We start from the raw sequence: 16,147 nt of genomic DNA, 5'->3' as shown, positions 1-16,147 counted from the left end.
TTAGGGCTTGAAGACGAGTCCCCTCAAGCGGCGGGGCAGGCTTACTTTGATCCGTCTGCCGGCAATTCTTAGAAGCTCAACCGTCCTTGTTTCTGCGATCAGCCGTCCAGAACCGGTTCGAGTCGTTTCGGTTTGAGAAACGGCCGCGTCTCCACGAGGTTGAGGATATGGGATCCAGGCGGAGTTGCGGCCAACTTTCTCGTGAAAATGATGAGCAGATAAGCCTCTTTGAATTATCTCGTCTGGCGGTATTTCAAGCAGGATTTCAGCTCCGAGCTGATTGAACATCGTTTCATACAACCCTCGGTGGTCCAGCAAGTACGACGCGATTTCAAATTTCAATGCACCCGGGTCGCAACTCGTCGACGCATTGATAAACCCGAACGCAGCATAGAAATTCTCCGGAGTAATCCTCCTCATCATGTTCACAAGGATGAGCCTATGTTCATTGATCGACCTATTACTAGTCGTAGGGCTTGGGCGACTCGTATTGGTGGCATGCACACGGAACCCCACCAACTTCTCAGGCATCACGAAAATCTCGTAGTGTTGCAAGACCCTAAGCCACATGTCCAAATCGGGGAGCTGCCTGTAAAAATTGTTATACGTCCCAACAGTCCCATAAACCTCGCGTTTTATGAGCACCGACGGATGGCAGAGGCAGTTACCGCTTTCAATTAGATCCCTGATCCATGTAAAGCGGGATCGATTCGGTTGCCTGAAAACTGCCTCAAACGATGGCGAATTCGCCGATGACAAAGGGCGGCCCAGCTCGTCGATCCATTCAACGTCAGAAAAGACAGCAGCCAAATTCGGTCCGACCTTAAATTTCTCGAGCTGTTGCTCAAGCTTAGCGGGAACCCAGACGTCGTCAGAATTACAGACCGCAATGTAGGCGCCTTCACACATCGAAAGGCCTATATTCATGGCCTGACAGGCGCCAACATTGCTGGGCAGAATCCGACGAACAACTCGCTCGTCACCTTTTGATCGTATCACGTCTGCAGAATTGTCGGACGAAGCGTCGTCCACAATGACGACCTGCAAATTTTCATATGTCTGCGCAAGAACGCTATCGATGGCCGCGCCGACAAAGGGGGCGTGATTGTATGACGGTATAAGAACGGAGACCAGCGGACTCGACGTCATTTAGTGCTCGCTATGGCGGCGTCGATGTAAGGATCGAAGGAAGCGTCGACATTGTTCTTCAAGGCCAAAAGCGACTTGACAATTGCCGATCGCTTCTGCTCCGAATTGAGCCGGGTCCAGGTGCCATTCGCGTGCAACCTGTAAACCGTGCATGTTCGAGCGGCAAATAGGGCTCCCCCGCTCGAAGCGATTGTCATGTTGAGGAGCCAGTCGTAACCGCTTTTGACGTTCGTTCGTTCGACTACTTCTACGAATCTCTCCGTCCGATAAAAGCAATTCGAAAACGTAGCGATCGGATTGCTTGTGAGCATGTCGAGAAGTTCAACCACACGATGCCGATTGACCGGCCATCCGGGATGATGCCAACTGGTGCCTGCTGCGTCATCAGTCACAAGGCAGGCAGAAAAGCATAGGCCGACGCTCGGATGAGCATCCATGAGAGATTTCTGGAGCTCTAATTTGTCAAATGATTGCCAGTAATCGTCACCCTCAAGAATTGCTAGGTATGGCGTATCCGCCAGACGTGCAAGCAGCTTATAATGCTCCATAACTCCGAGGTTTGACGCGTTCTTCCTAACGGTGATATTCGCGGCCGCACCTGACACTTTCCGAGCGATATCAACTGTATTATCAACCGAGCAATCATCCGACACTATTACATTGCAGTGTCGAAAAATCGACTGACTGCGAGCGCTTTGAATCGCCTCGGCAATGTACGCCTCGTGGTTATACGTTGGTATAACGACGGTTATCTGGGTATCAGCCATCAATAGCGTCCTTGACCGACGTCGCAATGAATAACGCATCATCGTCTGTGACCCCGCCATGCAGCGGAAGAGTTAATACTTCCAAAGCGGCGCGTTTTGCGTTTGGAAGATCAAACATAGTCTGTGACATCCGGCTCGTGTACGGCGTTACATCGGACATCAGGGGGTAGAAATACTTCCGCGTATAAATGCCAATCTCTCGTAGGGCTAAGTACACTTTGTCGCGGAGGGGTCGTCCATTCTCGACAGGCAGGCGGATAGCAAAATAGCTGCTTGACCCGACTGTCCCAGGGCGCTGGGGAACAATCTGAATCTTGCGGTGTTCCGAAAGGCTATCCCGATAGATTTGAATAACGGCGCTACGGCGAGCCCGTTCCTCAAATAGAGCGTTTAAGTTTGCCAAGCCAAATGCGGCGTTCAGCTCACTCATCTTCCCGTTGATCCCTACCTCCGAAATCAAATCTTCAGATTCGATACCGAAATTTTTCAGGATGCTAACCCGTGAGTTGACCTCAAGCGACGACGTAACCACGGCGCCGCCTTCTCCGGTATTAAATTGCTTGGTCGCGTGAAAGCTCATGGTAGTGGCGTCACCATAGTTCACCACCGGGCGTCCGTTGTAAGTCGCGTCGAACAAATGCGCGCCGTCATAAAGGATTGGAATTCGGTTGGAGCTCGATATCGTTGCCAATGCGTCGACATCGCAGGGGCAGCCATAAACGTGCACTCCCAGGATCCCACTGACGTCGCCGTCGATCGCCGAAGCAACAGAGTCGGGACTGATTGTAAGATACTCTTCTTCAATGTCCACTAAAACAGGGTCGAGACCAATCCAAATCAGAGCTCCGACCGAAGCTGCGAAGGTAAATGGGGTGGTTATAACCTTTTTTCGAAAATTCAGCGCTTTCGCCGCGATCTCGATTGCTACGGTGCCGTTGCTCATGAGGTTGACATGGCGCGTGCGGAATAGCTCTGCCAATCGAAGTTCTAGATCGGCTGAGATCGGACCCCCGTTTGTAAGCCGGCGGCTCTCTAGTGCCGGAGTTAATTGTGCAACGAAATCATCGATCGTCGGTACGATTGGGCGAGCAATATAGATCGGCGTATTTGGCACTAGAAAGACCTCGGCTTTGCTGGCACGCCGACCACGATTTCGTGATCGCGGACGTCCCTCACCACGCACGCCTGGGCGCCAACGACCACATTGTCGCCAATGTTAAGGGGATGGTCGGATGTCCCATTGATTACGGTGCAACCGACGCCCAGCCAAACTCCTGAGCCTACCGTCACATTTCCAGCAATCGTCACACCGCCGGCTATGAAGGAATTGGCACCTATTTTCACGTCATGATGAAGAATGGAGCCGAAATTGACGATCACGTTGTCCTCTAGCGCTGTGCCAGCTGAAATGACGGCATTCGCAAATATTTGTGCGGCTCCAGAAATCGATGCGGACGGAGAAACTAGAGCACGCGAGCTAATGAATGAGCCGATTGGCAAGCCCAGATCTCGAAGCACAGCAAGGATGTTTTTCCTGCCAGCATTGTCACCGATTGCTACGAACCAGCGGCCGTCCAGGAAACGTGAGGAGGCACCTTCCCGGGAAAGCACCGGTATGCCCTCAATATCAAAGCCAGACCTGAAATCATCAACAAAGGCGAGCGTAGGTACTCCTTCGGCATGCAGCTGGAACTGCAATTCCCGCGCGTGCCCGCCAGCTCCATATATTATAGCTTTATGAGTCATCACTAATTTGGCTCGAAGGATGTCGTAGCGTTCTAAGATGGGCGATCCAGGATTGCTAGTTTTTTGTGCCGTTTGCCTTAGAAATGCACAGGGTGTGAACCTCGGCTTAGGTGAAGCAACTGAGAGGCCTGAGTCAGGGCCTATTTTTTGGCGAGTGATTTGATGAAATCGTACGATTTGTTACTTTTCGATGACGTTTTGCCATCTTCTCTCTCGCCCTTCAGGACAACGGAATACCAACATCTGATGGGTACGTTTGATTCCGCTCTTATCTCATTGGAGGGATGGGGAGCTTGGCTCAGGGGTAGAACCTTTCTTGAGGAGCTCGCGGGCTCAACATTTGATTTGAATGCAAAGTCACGCATTTTCACGATGAACAGCGCGCCGCAGACTTCTGGAAGGGTCGCGTATGTTACGTTTCTGAATAACGCAGTCGCACTGCTTCCACATTTCACTGACAGACGCCTGCCGTTCATCTTGCAACTTTACCCCGGCGGAGGTTTTGAAATAAATCAAGAAGGCACCGATACTAAATTGAGGTCCGTGCTCACGAGCCCTCTCTGCAGGAGAGTCATAACTACGCAAACCATAACCCGAGATTACATAACGTCTGAGCGCATAGGTTGCGAGTTCGATAAAATCTCCCATATATTTGGTGGCGTGTTTAAAGGGTCCCGAGATTTTGACTACAGCGTCGATAAGAAGAGCTTTCCAAAGCATAAGCAGACCATCGATCTATGCTTCGTAGCGCACAAATACAATGGAGATATTAAGTCGAAGGGTTTTGATTATTTCATGGAGTTATCCAAAATTCTTGCACGAGATATCTCCGAATTGCGCTTCCATGTCGTCGGTGAATACGACGCCCATGACGTGCCTTTGGAAAGCATTGGCGATAGGACAATGTTTTACGGACGCCAACCAAGTGAATTTTTCCCTGAGTTCTATGCGGGAATGGATGGTATAGTCTCGGTCAACAGGCCATTTGTTCTAACCCCTGGAGCCTTCGACGGATTCCCTACCGGCGCGTGTTTGGAGGCCGGCTTCCACGGAGTTGCGAATTTCATAAATGATCCGCTCGGACTAAACCCCGGGTTCAAGGACGGTGAGGATATCTTGCTGATTGATGAGAATCTAACGGCGGCGGCCGCTAAAATTGAGGCCGTCCTTCGCGATAAGGATCGGCTGGCAAACTTGGGGCTGGGTGCTTACCGGACCTTTAGGCGAGTAGTGGATATTGATCAGCAACTCTCGCTAAGGACAGAGTTGATCGCGTCCGAATTGTCGACCCTGAAAAATGCGCGTCACGCGGAAGCGCCGTAGCGATCATGTTAGAGTTGTGCGCGGCGAGGTGACGTAGATTTTCACCCATCTCTGAGTGTCGAACGTCTTCGCTGTGCGGTGCTCGGCATCAGCGAGAGCTGAGTGGATCCTGAAGCGTACCGAGGCGCCGTCGCTGTGAAATAGCTTAGAGGAAAAGATCGCTCGCCCGGGCTTTGCCTGAGGCAGCGCTCGAAGGTCGGCGAGCCGCAGGTCGCCCTGCTGGGCGCGTTAAATCATCCCGCTGGTGGAGCTGAGGAGGATCGAACTCCTGACCTCGTCATTGCGAACGACGCGCTCTCCCAGCTGAGCTACAGCCCCATCCAGCGGATGGCGCATTTATCGAAGGCTGCGGTTTCCTGTCAAGGCGCGGTTTTGCCGAAATCCCTCGCCGCCACGCGCCGCGTCGGGCGCTGTGCAAAGGCTGCCCTTGCCGGTTTCGTGCGCAATGGCTACATGTCGGCAACAATCGGAGACCGGCATGCTCGCCCTCATTCAAACAATCGTCATGGCGCTCGACCTCTACTGGTGGATCATCATCGCCTCGGCGATCTTTTCCTGGCTTTATGCCTTCAACGTCGTCAACTCGCGCAATCAGTTCGTTAGCAGCATCGGCAACATGCTCTACCGGCTGACTGAGCCGGCGCTGCGGCCGATCCGTCGGTTCATGCCCGACCTTGGCGGTGTCGACATCTCGCCGATCATCCTGCTTCTGCTCCTGTTCTTCCTCAGGCAGCTCATTCTCACCACGATAGCGCCGCTGGTCCTGTGAGGCCGAAGATCGCTTGAGCGCGCCTTTCCATACCCGTGAGAATGGCGTCGACCTGTTCGTCCGGCTGACGCCGAAGTCTTCCGTGGACAGGCTTGAAGGCGTCGAAATATCGGCGGACGGGCGAAGCTATTTGAAGGCGCGTGTGCGCGCCGTCCCGGAAAATGGCGCGGCCAATCAAGCATTGCAAAGACTTGTCGCTCAGGGGCTGGGCGTTCCTGCATCGGCGGTGTCGGTTGTTGCTGGCGCTACCGCTCGCATGAAGACGCTACGCGTGCTCGGCGACCCGGCGGCGTTGGTGACGAGCATCAAGGCGCTCGCCAACTAGCCCTCAATCGCCCAACGGCAATTTGGGATCGTCGACCTTCAGCGTGTTCACGCTCTGCTTGATGCGGCGCAGGTTTTCCAGGACCTTTGGCCCGCGCGTCTCGGCGACCGATGTGACGATCATGTCGACGATCGACAGCAGCGCGTAGCGCGACGAGGTCGGCTTGTAGATGTTTCCGTCTTCCAGCGACTGGAACTGGATGACCGTGTCGGCGGCCTTGGCAAGGGCGGAGTCCGGCGGGGTGATGGCGATGGTGGTGGCGCCATATTGCTGGGCGACCTGCACGGCATCGATGACCGAGCGCGCATAGCCTGAGACCGAAAAGGCGATCAGCGTCGTCTCCGGCGTGGCGACCGCGGCATACATGCGCTGCAATTGCCCGTCGATCTGCGCCAGCACCGGCACGCCGAGCCGAAACAGCCGGTTCTGCATCTCCGTCGCCATCATCGAGGAAATGCCGCCGGAGCCGATGCACAGCACATTGCCAGAATTGACGATGCGCGCGGCGACGCCCACCAGCGTCTTCATGTCGAGATTTTCTGAGGCGCGCTGGATGGCGGCGATTGCGGCTTCGGTGATGGCCGACGCAATGCGCTGCTCGCGCGCATCGCGGCTGAGGGGTTCGGGCGACAGATACTGGCCGCCAATGGCGATGGCCTGCGCCAGATAGAATTTGAAATCGCGCAACCCCTCGCAGCCGAGATTGCGGCAGAAGCGGGTCACCGTCGGCTCGCTGACGCCGACGCGCGCGGCAATCTCGGAGATCGCAGCCTTGGAGGCGAAATCGAGATCGGTCAGCACCAGGCCGGCCAGCCGGCGGTCCGATTTGGTACCATCCTGCGACATCAGCTGCAGGCGCGTGATGATGTCGGCCGGTGTTTTCATCTCAGGGTTTTCGTTTTCATGGCGCCTTCATAGCGGCAGGCCCGTGGCCTTGTCGAACAGATGGATGTTGCCCGGCGCGACCGAGACCGGCAGCAATTCGCCCGGCTTGACCTGCACCCGGTCGCGAAACACGGCGCGCACCGTATCGGTGCCAATGGCGCCATAGACATGGGTTTCCGAGCCCGTCGGCTCGACGACATCGACCTTGATCGCCATCGCGTCGGCGGCCTCGCCGATGACGAAATGTTCGGGCCGAATGCCGGCTTCGACCGTGCTGCCCGCCGGCACCGTCTTGCCGGCGAGAGCAAGCCGCCCGCCGCCGGCCGATTCGAACCAGCTTTTCCCGGGCGTGGTCTTCAGCGCACCGGAGACAAAGCTCATCGACGGCGAGCCGATGAAAGAGGCGACGAATTTGTTGGCCGGACGGTCATAAAGCTCCAGCGGCGCGCCGACCTGCTGGATCTTGCCGCGGTCCATCACCACGATGCGGTCGGCCATGGTCATGGCCTCGATCTGGTCATGGGTGACATAGACGATGGTCGATTTCAGCCGCTGGTGCAGCGCCTTGATCTCGGTGCGCATCTGCACGCGCAATTGCGCGTCGAGGTTGGACAGCGGCTCGTCGAAGAGGAACACGGAGGGTTCGCGCACGATGGCGCGGCCCATGGCGACGCGCTGGCGCTGGCCGCCCGACAGCTCCCGCGGGTAACGGTCGAGATAGGAGAACAGGTTGAGGATGCCCGACGCCTTCTTGACCTTCTCATCGATGGCCGGGCGCGCCTCGCCGCGGATCTTTGGACCGAAGCCGATATTGTCTGCCGCCTTCAGGTGCGGAAACAGCGCGTAGGACTGGAACACCATCGCAATATTGCGCTGCTGCGGTGGCAACGCGTTGGCGCGCACGCCGCCGATCAGCAGATCGCCCGATGTGATCGGCTCCAGCCCGGCCAGCATGCGCAGCAAGGTCGACTTGCCGCAGCCGGACGGGCCGACCAGCACGACGAACTCGCCGCTCTTGATGTCCAGGCTGATGTTCTCGAGGATCTTGTGCCGTCCGAAGGATTTCGACAGGTCGCGGAACTCGACATCGGTCATGGTCAGGCTCCCAAGATGTCGTCGATGAAGGGCAAGAAACCGGCGGTCAGTCCGGCGTCGACCGGCACCACCGCGCCTGTCATCCCCGATGCGCGTTCCGAGGCAAGGAAAGCCACGGTTTCTGCCACTTCCGAGGCGTCGACGATGCGGCCCAGCGGATAGAGCCGCTGCAGCTTGCCGAGGACGTCCGGGTTCTTGGCCAGGCGATGGTCCCAGGCGGCGGTGCGGATGGAGCCGGGGCAGACGACATTGGCGCGCAGGCCGCTGCGGCCGAGTTCCACCGCGACCGATTTCGCATAGGCGTTGATGCCGGCCTTCGCCGCGGCATAGGCAGGGTTGCCGAAATGAGCGATGGCGTTGACCGAGGAGATGAAGACGACGCTGCCCGAGCCACGCGCGGCCATCGCCTTGATCAGCGGATCGGCGAACAGCATCACCCCGGTCAGATTGAGGTCGAGCTCGTGCTCTATTCTGTCGGGGGTCAGTGCGGCAAGCGTCTCGGCGCGCGTCCAGCCGGCATTGTTGATCAGGATGTCGGGAACGCCGTCTTTGTCGAGGATCGCCGGTATCGCCGCCTCGATGGAGGCCCGGTCGAGAAGGTCGAAGACGTGGCGCGACGTGAGATGCGGGCTGCGGAGTTGGTCCGCCGACTGGTCGCAGCCGACGATGCGCGCGCCGCGCTCAGCCAGCAGCGCCACGATGGCCGAGCCGAGGCCGCCGCCAGCGCCCGTCACCACGACCGTCTTGCCTGCAAATTCGGCGTTCGAAACCACGCTATGCGTCTCCCCGGGGTCTAAGATAATCGGAAAACGCTATTTTAAGAAATGTAATTAAGCAACAAGATAATCCGCTTGCACAGCGCCAAATGATGGATAATGTAGGAAAGTCACATAAAGCTTGTGCTGCCTGAAAGCCGAAAGAGCGCAGGCGCGCATCAAATGGGAGAGATCATATGACGCTTGCGAAATGGACTATAGGCCTGATGGCCGGAATGAGCATGCTGGCGCTGACGGCGCAGGCAGATGCCGGCGAAGTACGCGTCACCGTCGCCGAATACAGCGCCAAGACCGGGCCGTATTTCGAAGCGGTGAAGAAGGAATTCGAGGCAGCCAACCCCGGCATCACCGTCAAGTTCGAAGTGGTGCCGTGGGATGTGCTCTTGCAGAAGCTGACCACCGACATCACCGCCGGCACCAATGCCGATCTGTCGATCATCGGCACGCGCTGGCTGATCGATTTCGTCCAGCAGGATGTCGCCGAGCCGCTGGACGGCTACATCAAGCCTGACTTCAAGGACCGCTTCATCGACACTTTCCTGTCGCCCTCGATCATGGACGGCAAGACCTACGGCCTGCCGATCGCCGCTTCGGCGCGCGCCATGTACTACAACAAGGAATTGTTCGAGAAAGCCGGCATCGCCAATCCGCCGGCAACCTGGACCGAGTTGCAGGAAGACGCACGCAAGATCAAGGCGCTGGGCTCCGGCACGTTCGGCTTCGGCTTGCAGGGCAAGGAGATCGAGACCGACGTCTACTACTACTACGCGATGTGGTCGCAGGGCACCGAAATCCTCAACAAGGACGGCACTTCGGGCCTTGGCACGCCCGGCGCGCTCGAAGCCGCCAAGCTCTACAAGTCGATGATCGACGAGGGGCTGACGGAGCCGGGCGTCACCTCCAACAACCGCGAGGACGTGCAGAACCTGTTCAAGCAGGGCAAGGTCGGCATGATGATCACCGCCCCCTTCCTGTCCAACCAGATCAAGGACGAGGCGCCGAACCTGAAATATGGCGTTGCCGCCATTCCGGCCGGTCCGACCGGCGCTCGCGGCACGTACGGCGTCACCGATTCCATCATCATGTTCAAGAACTCCAAGAACAAGGATGAGGCCTGGAAGCTGCTCGATTTCCTGTTCACCACCGAACAGCGCGCCAAGTTCACTCAGGGCGAAGGCTTCCTGCCGGTGAACAAGGAAGAGGCCAAGATGGACTATTACCTCAACAATGCCGATCTGGCCGCGTTCACGGCGCTGCTGCCGGATGCCCGCTTCGCTCCGGTGATCCCGGGTTGGGAAGAAGTCGCCCAGATCACCTCGGACGCCATGCAGAAGATCTATCTCGGCGGCGACCCCGAGGCGGGCCTGAAGGAAGCGGCTGATAAGGCCAATGCGGTGCTGAAGAAATAGGGCGTATCTCCCAGCGCCCGGCGCGCCTCAAGATCGGGGCGCGCCACTTTTTCGCTAGCGCTGCCCAGCTAGGCTCCTTTCCTCTCCCTCCGAAGGGGGAGAGGTGGCTCGGCGAAGCCGAGACGGAGTGGGGGAACCACCGGGCAGCGCCGCGAAGGGACGCAGTAAGGGCACCAGGCGCAAGCATCGTCTAGCCTTTTCGCCCAAGGGGTCGCCCCCCACTCCGTCGGGCTTCGCTCGACACCTCTCCCCCGATCGACGGGGGAGAGGAAAGCCCCTTCCGACGCTGCCACGGAAGGGGCAAGCAAATGAGGGGCAGCGCTGACGCCGGGAAGAATTCAGGGCCACCCAAGTCTACAGCAACACGGTACCATCCAGCCGATGCAAAATCGCTTCTTGCCCTATCTCTTGACCTTGCCCAGCCTGCTGCTGGCCGCGATTGTCATCTTCTGGCCGGTGTGGGACCTGATCCAGATATCGACGCATGATGTCAGCCGTTTCGGCCAGCTGCGCGACTTCAACAATTTCGCCAATTATTCCGCCTTCCTCGCCGATCCCGACTTTCTGGCAGCACTTTGGCGCACCGGCCTGTGGACGCTGTTGGTGGTCGGCGGCGCACTGCTTTTGTCTGTTCCGGTGGCGATGATCCTCAATACCGATTTCTACGGCCGTGGCGTTGCCCGCGTCATCATCATGCTGCCCTGGGCAGTGTCGCTGACGATGACGGCGGTGGTCTGGCGCTGGGCGCTCAACGGCGAAAGCGGCATGCTGAACTCGGCGCTGATCGGGCTCGGCCTGATCCATGAGAATATCCAGTGGCTGGCGCGCGCCGAGACTGCATTCCCGATGCAGGTGCTGATCGGCATTCTCGTGACGGTGCCGTTCACGACGACAATCTTCCTCGGCGGCCTGTCGTCGATCCCCGACGACCTCTATGAGGCGGCGGCACTGGAGGGGGCGACGCAGCTGCAGCAGTTCCGCGAGATCACCTTCCCGCTGTTGAAACCGTTCATCAATATCGCGATCGTGCTCAACACCATCTATGTCTTCAATTCCTTCCCGATCATCTGGGTGATGACGCAGGGCGGACCGGCCAACTCGACCGACATATTGGTCACCCACCTCTACAAACTGGCGTTCCGCATCGGCAAACTGGGGGAGGCGTCGGCGGTGTCGCTGCTGATGTTCGCCGTCTTGCTGATCTTCACCATGATCTATGTGCGCCTCGCCATGCGGGAGCAACGCGCATGACATCCAAGCTGAAACGCACCATCATCGCCTGGCTGCTGCTTTCACCGCTGCTCGTGGTGACGATCTTTCCGTTCGCCGTGATGTTCCTGACCGCGGTCAAACCGAGGCAGGAAGTGCTATCGCCGACCTGGTGGCCGAGCGAGTTTCGTTGGTCGAATTTTGCCGACATGTGGGTGGCAACTAGCTTTGGCCAGGCGCTGGCCAATTCGCTCTATGTCTCGGTCATCGCCACCGTCGGCGCCATCCTGATCTCGGTGCCCGCCGCCTACGCCATGTCGCGGTTTCGCTTTGCCGGCTATGGCGCCTTCCGCCAGTTCCTGCTGATCTCGCAGATGATCTCGCCGATCGTGCTGGTGCTTGGCCTGTTCCGGCTGATGGCCGCCTGGGGCCTGATCGAATCAACCACCGCGCTTGGCGTCATCTACATGGCCTTCAATGTCGCCTTCACCGTGTGGATGCTGCAGAGTTATTTCGACACCATTCCGCGCGATCTCGAGGAAGCCGCCTGGATGGAAGGCGCCGGCCGCTGGCTGACCTTGCGAAAAGTGTTCCTGCCGCTCTGCCTGCCGGCGATCGCGGTCACCGCCATCTTCACCTTCATCAACGCCTGGAACGAGTTCGTGGTGGCGCTGACCATGCTGCGAAGCCAAGAAAGCTACACGCTGCCGATCCAGGTGTTTTCGCTGGTCGCCGGCCGCTACACGATCGAATGGCACCATGTGATGGCGGCGACGCTGCTGGCGACCTTGCCGGTGGCGATCCTGTTCATCTGGCTGCAGCGCTATCTCGTGCGCGGGCTGGCGCTCGGGGCGGTCAAATAGCGGCGCCATTCACTACGGAGTTTTCATGCGTATCTTCACCGCCTCGCTGGCGACGGAAACCAACACCTTCTCACCGGTGCCGACCGACCGCGCCTCGTTCGAGATGGCCTTCTATGCCGGGCCGGGCAAACATCCGGACACGCCGACACTATGCTCCTCGCCAATGGTCGCGCTGCGCCGGCGCGCCGCCGCCGAAGGCCTGACCGTCATCGAAGGCACCGCCACCTGGGCGGAGCCGGGCGGCCTGGTGCAGCGCCAGACTTTTGAGGCGCTACGCGACGAAATTCTGGGACAGCTCAAGGCGGCCTTGCCAGTCGATGCCGTGATCCTCGGCCTGCACGGCGCCATGGTGGCGCAGGGCTATGACGATTGCGAAGGCGACCTGCTGGAACGGGTTCGCGCCATGGTCGGGCCGGATGTTGTGGTCGCGGTGGAACTCGACCCGCACAGCCACCTGACGCCGAGGCGCGTCGGGGCTTCCGATATCATGGCCTATTTCCTCGAATTCCCGCACACCGATTTCTACGAGCGCGGCGAGCATGTGGTCGATCTCGGGCTGGCGGCGGCGCGGGGCGAGATCAAGCCCGTGATTTCGACCTTCGACTGCCGCATGATCCAGGTGCTGCCGACCAGCCGCGAGCCGATGCGCTCCTTCGTCGACCGCATCAAGGCGCTGCACGGCAAGAACGGCGTGCTGTCGGTTTCGGTCATCCATGGCTTCATGGCCGCCGACGTGCCGGAAATGGGCACCCGCATCCTGGTCGTCACCGACAATGACAAGGCCAAGGGCGATGCGCTGGCGGAGAGGCTGGGGCGTGAACTCTACGCCATGCGCGAGAAGACGGCGATGACGATGCTGAACACCGAGGACGGCATTGATCGGGCGCTGGCCGTGCGCAAGGAAAACCCGGACAAGCCGGCTGTCATCGCCGACATCTGGGACAATCCCGGCGGCGGCGTCGCCGGCGACGGCACCGTCGTGCTGCGCGCCCTGCTGGAGCGCGGCGTCGACAAGGTCGGCGTGGCGACGATCTGGGATCCGATCGCCGTCACCTTCTGTCAGGCTGCCGGCGAAGGCGCCGTCATCGACCTGCGCTTCGGCGGCAAGGCCGGGCCACTGGCCGGCGAACCGATCGATGCGAAGGTGCGGGTGCTGAAGGCGGTTCCTGAGGGCTGGCAGAGCTTCGGGCCGAGCCGGGTGACGCTCGGGCCAACGGCGCTGGTGCGCATCGAAGGCACCGAGGTCGACATCATCCTCAACACCAACCGCACGCAAACTTTCGAGCCGGATATTTTCTCCAATATCGGCGTCGATCCGATGGGCAAGGATATATTGCTGATCAAGTCGACCAACCATTTCTACGCCGGCTTCGCACCGATCGCGGCCGAGATTATCTATCTCTCGGCGCCGAGCTCGTATCCGAGCAATCCGGCGGTGACCGATTACAGGAAGCTGACGCGGCCGGTTTGGCCGCGGGTTAAGGATCCTTGGAAGCTGCCAATCTCCCCCCTTGTGGGGGAGATGCCCGGCAGGGCAGAGGGGGGCGCGAAGGATCGCGACGCTTCCTCGTAAGACGCGTAAAGACAAGTCAGATGGCGCACCTGCCGTTCACGGAAGGTCGGCGGGACAGCGCCCCCCTCTGGCCTGCCGGCCATCTCCCCCACAAGGGGGGAGACTAGCCAATCACACCAGCCCCCGCTTCACCATCATCGCTTCCGGCGACGGCATTTTCCCGCGAAACGCCGTGTACAGCTCCTCCGGATCCTTCGAGCCGCCGGCAGCATAGATGTTCTTCCGCAGCCGCTCCGCCAGCTCCGGATTGAACGCATCGCCGGTTTCCTCGAAGGCGGCGAAAGCGTCGGCGTCGAGCACTTCCGACCACATGTAGGAATAGTAGCCGGCTGAATAACCGTCGCCGGAGAAGACATGGCCGAAATGCGGGGTGCGATGGCGCATGGCTATCGTGTCTGGCATGTCCAGCTTCTCCAGCGTCTCGGCCTCGAAGTGAAGTGGCTGGTCCGGTGCATCGGACCGGGCGTGATAGGCCATGTCGATCAGCGCCGATGCGGTGAATTCCACCGTGGCGAAGCCGGCGCCGAAGGTGCGGGCGGCCAGCATCTTGTCGAGCAGCGCCTTCGGCATCGGCCTGCCGGTCTTCACATGCAGCGCATGCTTTTCCAGCACCGCCGGCACGGTCAGCCAGTGCTCGTAGAGCTGCGAGGGCAGTTCGACGAAGTCTCGGCTGACAGAAGTGCCCGCCACCGACGGCCAGGTGACGTCGGTCAGCATGCCGTGCAACGCGTGGCCGAACTCGTGGAACAGGGTTTTGGCCTCATCGACGGACAGAAGGGCTTCCTCGCCCGCCGGTGGCTTTGCGAAATTCATGATGTTGTAGATAACCGGCTTCGAGCCGTGCCCTAGCTTGTAGCCGGATTTCAGCGCGCTCATCCAGGCGCCGGAACGCTTCGAGGACCGGGCGAAATAATCGGCGAGGAACAGGCCGCGCTCGCTGCCATCGGCGTTCTTCACCACGAAGGTGCGCGCGTCGGGATGCCAGGCTGCAATGCCTTTCTTCTCCTCGAAAGCGATGCCGAACAGTTTTGTGGCGACGTCGAAGCAGGCGTCGATGACGCGGTCGAGTTGCAGGTATGGCTTCAGCTCCGCCTCGTCGAAGGCGAATTTTTCCGCGCGCAATTTCTCCTGGTAGAAGCGCCAGTCCCAAGCGGCGAATTTCTCGTTGCTGCCGGCTGCGGTCGCCAGCCGTTCCAGTTCCTTCTGGTCGGCGGCCGCCTTCTCCAGCGCCTTTTCCCACACCGGGTCGAGCAGGTCGTGCACGGCCTTCGGCGTCTTGGCCATGGTGTCGTCCAGCTTCAGTGCAGCGAAGGAGTCATAGCCGAGCAGCCTGGCCTTTTCGGCGCGCAGCTTCAGCATATGGCGCACGACCGCGGTGTTGTCGCTGGCGCCGCCATTCTGGCCGCGCATGGTGAAGGCGCGGTAGGCGGTCTCCCGCAAGTCGCGGCGTTCGGAAAAGGTGGTGAACGGCTCGTAGATCGAGCGCGATAAGGTGACGGCGTAACGGCCCTTCTGGCCGCGCGTCTCGGCGGCCTCGGCCATCGAGCTCTTCACGAAGTCCGGCAGGCCGGCAAGATCGGCCTCATCAAGGAACAGCGCCCAGTCGCGCTCGTCGGCAAGGACATTCTGGCCGAATGTGGTGCCGAGCGCGGACAGTTCCTCGCTGATGTTGGCCAGCCTCTTCTTGCCGTCGGCGTCGAGCTTGGCGCCGGAGCGGACAAAGCCTTTCCAGGTCTTTTCCAGCACCCGCAGCGTCTCGGCATCGAGCTTCAGAGAATCGCGGCGCTGATAGAGGTCGTCGATGCGGGCAAACAGCTTCTCGTTCATCGAGATCGCCGAGAAATGCCTCGACATCTTGGGCGAAATCTCGCGCTCCAGCGCCTGGATCGCGTCGTTGGTGTGGGCGCCGGCCCGGCACCAGAAGATCGACGAGACATGGTCGAGCGGCTCGCCGGCAAGCTCAAGTGCTGCCAGCGTGTTCTCGATGGTGGGCGCATCCTTGTTGCCGGCAATGGCGTCGATCTCGGCTTCATGCGCCTTCAGCGCTGCGTCGAACACCGGGGAAAAGTCGCCGTCGCCGATGTTGGCGAAATCCGGCAGGCCAAGCGGCCCTTGCCATTTGGTCAGCGGATGGACGGCGAGGTCGACGGTTTTCGTGGACGGCATGGGGGATCTTTCGATGATTGGCGAGCGGGTGGGCTTGCTCACCGATGTAGGGCGATGCCTGGCGCGGCGCAACAGCGCGGTCGTTCAAGCGG

15 protein-coding genes and 1 tRNA gene are annotated in these 16,147 nt (G+C 59.4%); 7 read left to right on the top strand and 9 right to left on the bottom strand.

Going from position 1 to position 16,147, the window contains the following annotated elements; genetic code table 11:
• From ACWGTI_RS22475 to ACWGTI_RS22460, 4 genes are read right to left on the bottom strand one after another with little or no spacing between them, the layout of a single operon-like run.
• Positions 1–1,149 carry a glycosyltransferase gene (locus ACWGTI_RS22475; protein WP_454589128.1) on the bottom strand — a complete coding sequence of 383 codons (1,149 nt, stop codon included), beginning with the start codon at positions 1,147–1,149 and terminating at the stop codon, positions 1–3.
• Entirely contained in the window at positions 1,146–1,916 is a 771-nt protein-coding gene (locus tag ACWGTI_RS22470) for a glycosyltransferase family 2 protein (protein WP_454589127.1), read from the bottom strand. Before ACWGTI_RS22470 ends, ACWGTI_RS22475 begins: the two co-directional genes overlap by 4 nt.
• On the bottom strand, positions 1,909–3,030 hold the full coding sequence (locus ACWGTI_RS22465; RefSeq protein ID WP_454589126.1) for a DegT/DnrJ/EryC1/StrS family aminotransferase: 1,122 nt from the start codon (positions 3,028–3,030) through the stop codon (positions 1,909–1,911). The genes ACWGTI_RS22470 and ACWGTI_RS22465 overlap by 8 nt, the downstream gene beginning before the upstream one ends.
• A complete protein-coding gene (locus tag ACWGTI_RS22460; protein ID WP_454589161.1) occupies positions 3,030–3,662 on the bottom strand; it encodes a NeuD/PglB/VioB family sugar acetyltransferase in 633 nt (210 codons plus the stop codon). Before ACWGTI_RS22460 ends, ACWGTI_RS22465 begins: the two co-directional genes overlap by 1 nt.
• 162 nt (positions 3,663–3,824) lie before the next feature.
• Here ACWGTI_RS22460 and ACWGTI_RS22455 point away from each other — a divergent pair, with 162 nt between their 5' ends.
• Entirely contained in the window at positions 3,825–4,985 is a 1,161-nt protein-coding gene (locus ACWGTI_RS22455; protein ID WP_454589125.1) for a hypothetical protein, read from the top strand.
• Positions 4,986–5,227: 242 nt separating this feature from the next.
• Here ACWGTI_RS22455 and ACWGTI_RS22450 read toward each other — a convergent pair.
• A tRNA-Ala gene (locus ACWGTI_RS22450) sits at positions 5,228–5,303 on the bottom strand.
• Positions 5,304–5,463: 160 nt separating this feature from the next.
• Between ACWGTI_RS22450 and ACWGTI_RS22445 the strand changes: the two genes are divergently transcribed.
• Together ACWGTI_RS22445 and ACWGTI_RS22440 are read left to right on the top strand one after the other, a co-directional pair.
• Positions 5,464–5,754, top strand: a complete 291-nt coding sequence (locus ACWGTI_RS22445; protein ID WP_454577644.1) for a YggT family protein — start codon at positions 5,464–5,466, stop codon at positions 5,752–5,754.
• Between the two features lie 13 nt (positions 5,755–5,767).
• Positions 5,768–6,079 (top strand): DUF167 family protein, encoded by a 312-nt coding sequence (locus tag ACWGTI_RS22440; RefSeq protein WP_454589124.1) that lies wholly within the window; start codon positions 5,768–5,770, stop codon positions 6,077–6,079.
• 3 nt (positions 6,080–6,082) lie between these two features.
• On the opposite strand, the gene ACWGTI_RS22435 is transcribed toward ACWGTI_RS22440, so the two are convergent.
• From ACWGTI_RS22435 to ACWGTI_RS22425, 3 genes are read right to left on the bottom strand one after another with little or no spacing between them, the layout of a single operon-like run.
• Complete coding sequence (locus ACWGTI_RS22435) at positions 6,083–6,964, bottom strand: MurR/RpiR family transcriptional regulator (RefSeq protein WP_454577642.1); 882 nt, start codon at positions 6,962–6,964, stop codon at positions 6,083–6,085.
• 27 nt (positions 6,965–6,991) lie between these two features.
• The gene (locus ACWGTI_RS22430; protein ID WP_454589123.1) at positions 6,992–8,059 is read right to left on the bottom strand and encodes an ABC transporter ATP-binding protein; all 1,068 of its coding nucleotides are present in this window, start codon (positions 8,057–8,059) and stop codon (positions 6,992–6,994) included.
• 2 nt (positions 8,060–8,061) lie between these two features.
• Entirely contained in the window at positions 8,062–8,832 is a 771-nt protein-coding gene (locus ACWGTI_RS22425) for an SDR family NAD(P)-dependent oxidoreductase (protein WP_454589122.1), read from the bottom strand.
• A gap of 179 nt (positions 8,833–9,011) precedes the next feature.
• Between ACWGTI_RS22425 and ACWGTI_RS22420 the strand changes: the two genes are divergently transcribed.
• The 4 genes from ACWGTI_RS22420 (at position 9,012) to ACWGTI_RS22405 (ending at position 13,889) form a co-directional block, all read left to right on the top strand.
• Positions 9,012–10,244: an ABC transporter substrate-binding protein gene (locus tag ACWGTI_RS22420; protein WP_454589121.1), complete on the top strand. Its 1,233-nt coding sequence runs from the start codon at positions 9,012–9,014 to the stop codon at positions 10,242–10,244.
• A 381-nt stretch (positions 10,245–10,625) separates the two neighbouring features.
• A complete protein-coding gene (locus ACWGTI_RS22415) occupies positions 10,626–11,495 on the top strand; it encodes a carbohydrate ABC transporter permease (protein WP_454589120.1) in 870 nt (289 codons plus the stop codon).
• A complete protein-coding gene (locus tag ACWGTI_RS22410) occupies positions 11,492–12,316 on the top strand; it encodes a carbohydrate ABC transporter permease (RefSeq protein ID WP_454589119.1) in 825 nt (274 codons plus the stop codon). Before ACWGTI_RS22415 ends, ACWGTI_RS22410 begins: the two co-directional genes overlap by 4 nt.
• Positions 12,317–12,341: 25 nt before the next feature.
• Entirely contained in the window at positions 12,342–13,889 is a 1,548-nt protein-coding gene (locus tag ACWGTI_RS22405) for a M81 family metallopeptidase (protein ID WP_454589118.1), read from the top strand.
• Between the two features lie 111 nt (positions 13,890–14,000).
• On the opposite strand, the gene ACWGTI_RS22400 is transcribed toward ACWGTI_RS22405, so the two are convergent.
• Entirely contained in the window at positions 14,001–16,055 is a 2,055-nt protein-coding gene (locus ACWGTI_RS22400) for a M3 family metallopeptidase (protein ID WP_454589117.1), read from the bottom strand.
• Positions 16,056–16,147: the final 92 nt, after the last annotated feature.

It is taken from the genome of Mesorhizobium sp. ArgA1 (assembly GCF_053714375.1).
Note: the sequence above shows the minus strand (reverse complement) of the source record. Positions and strands in the feature narration are given on the sequence as shown.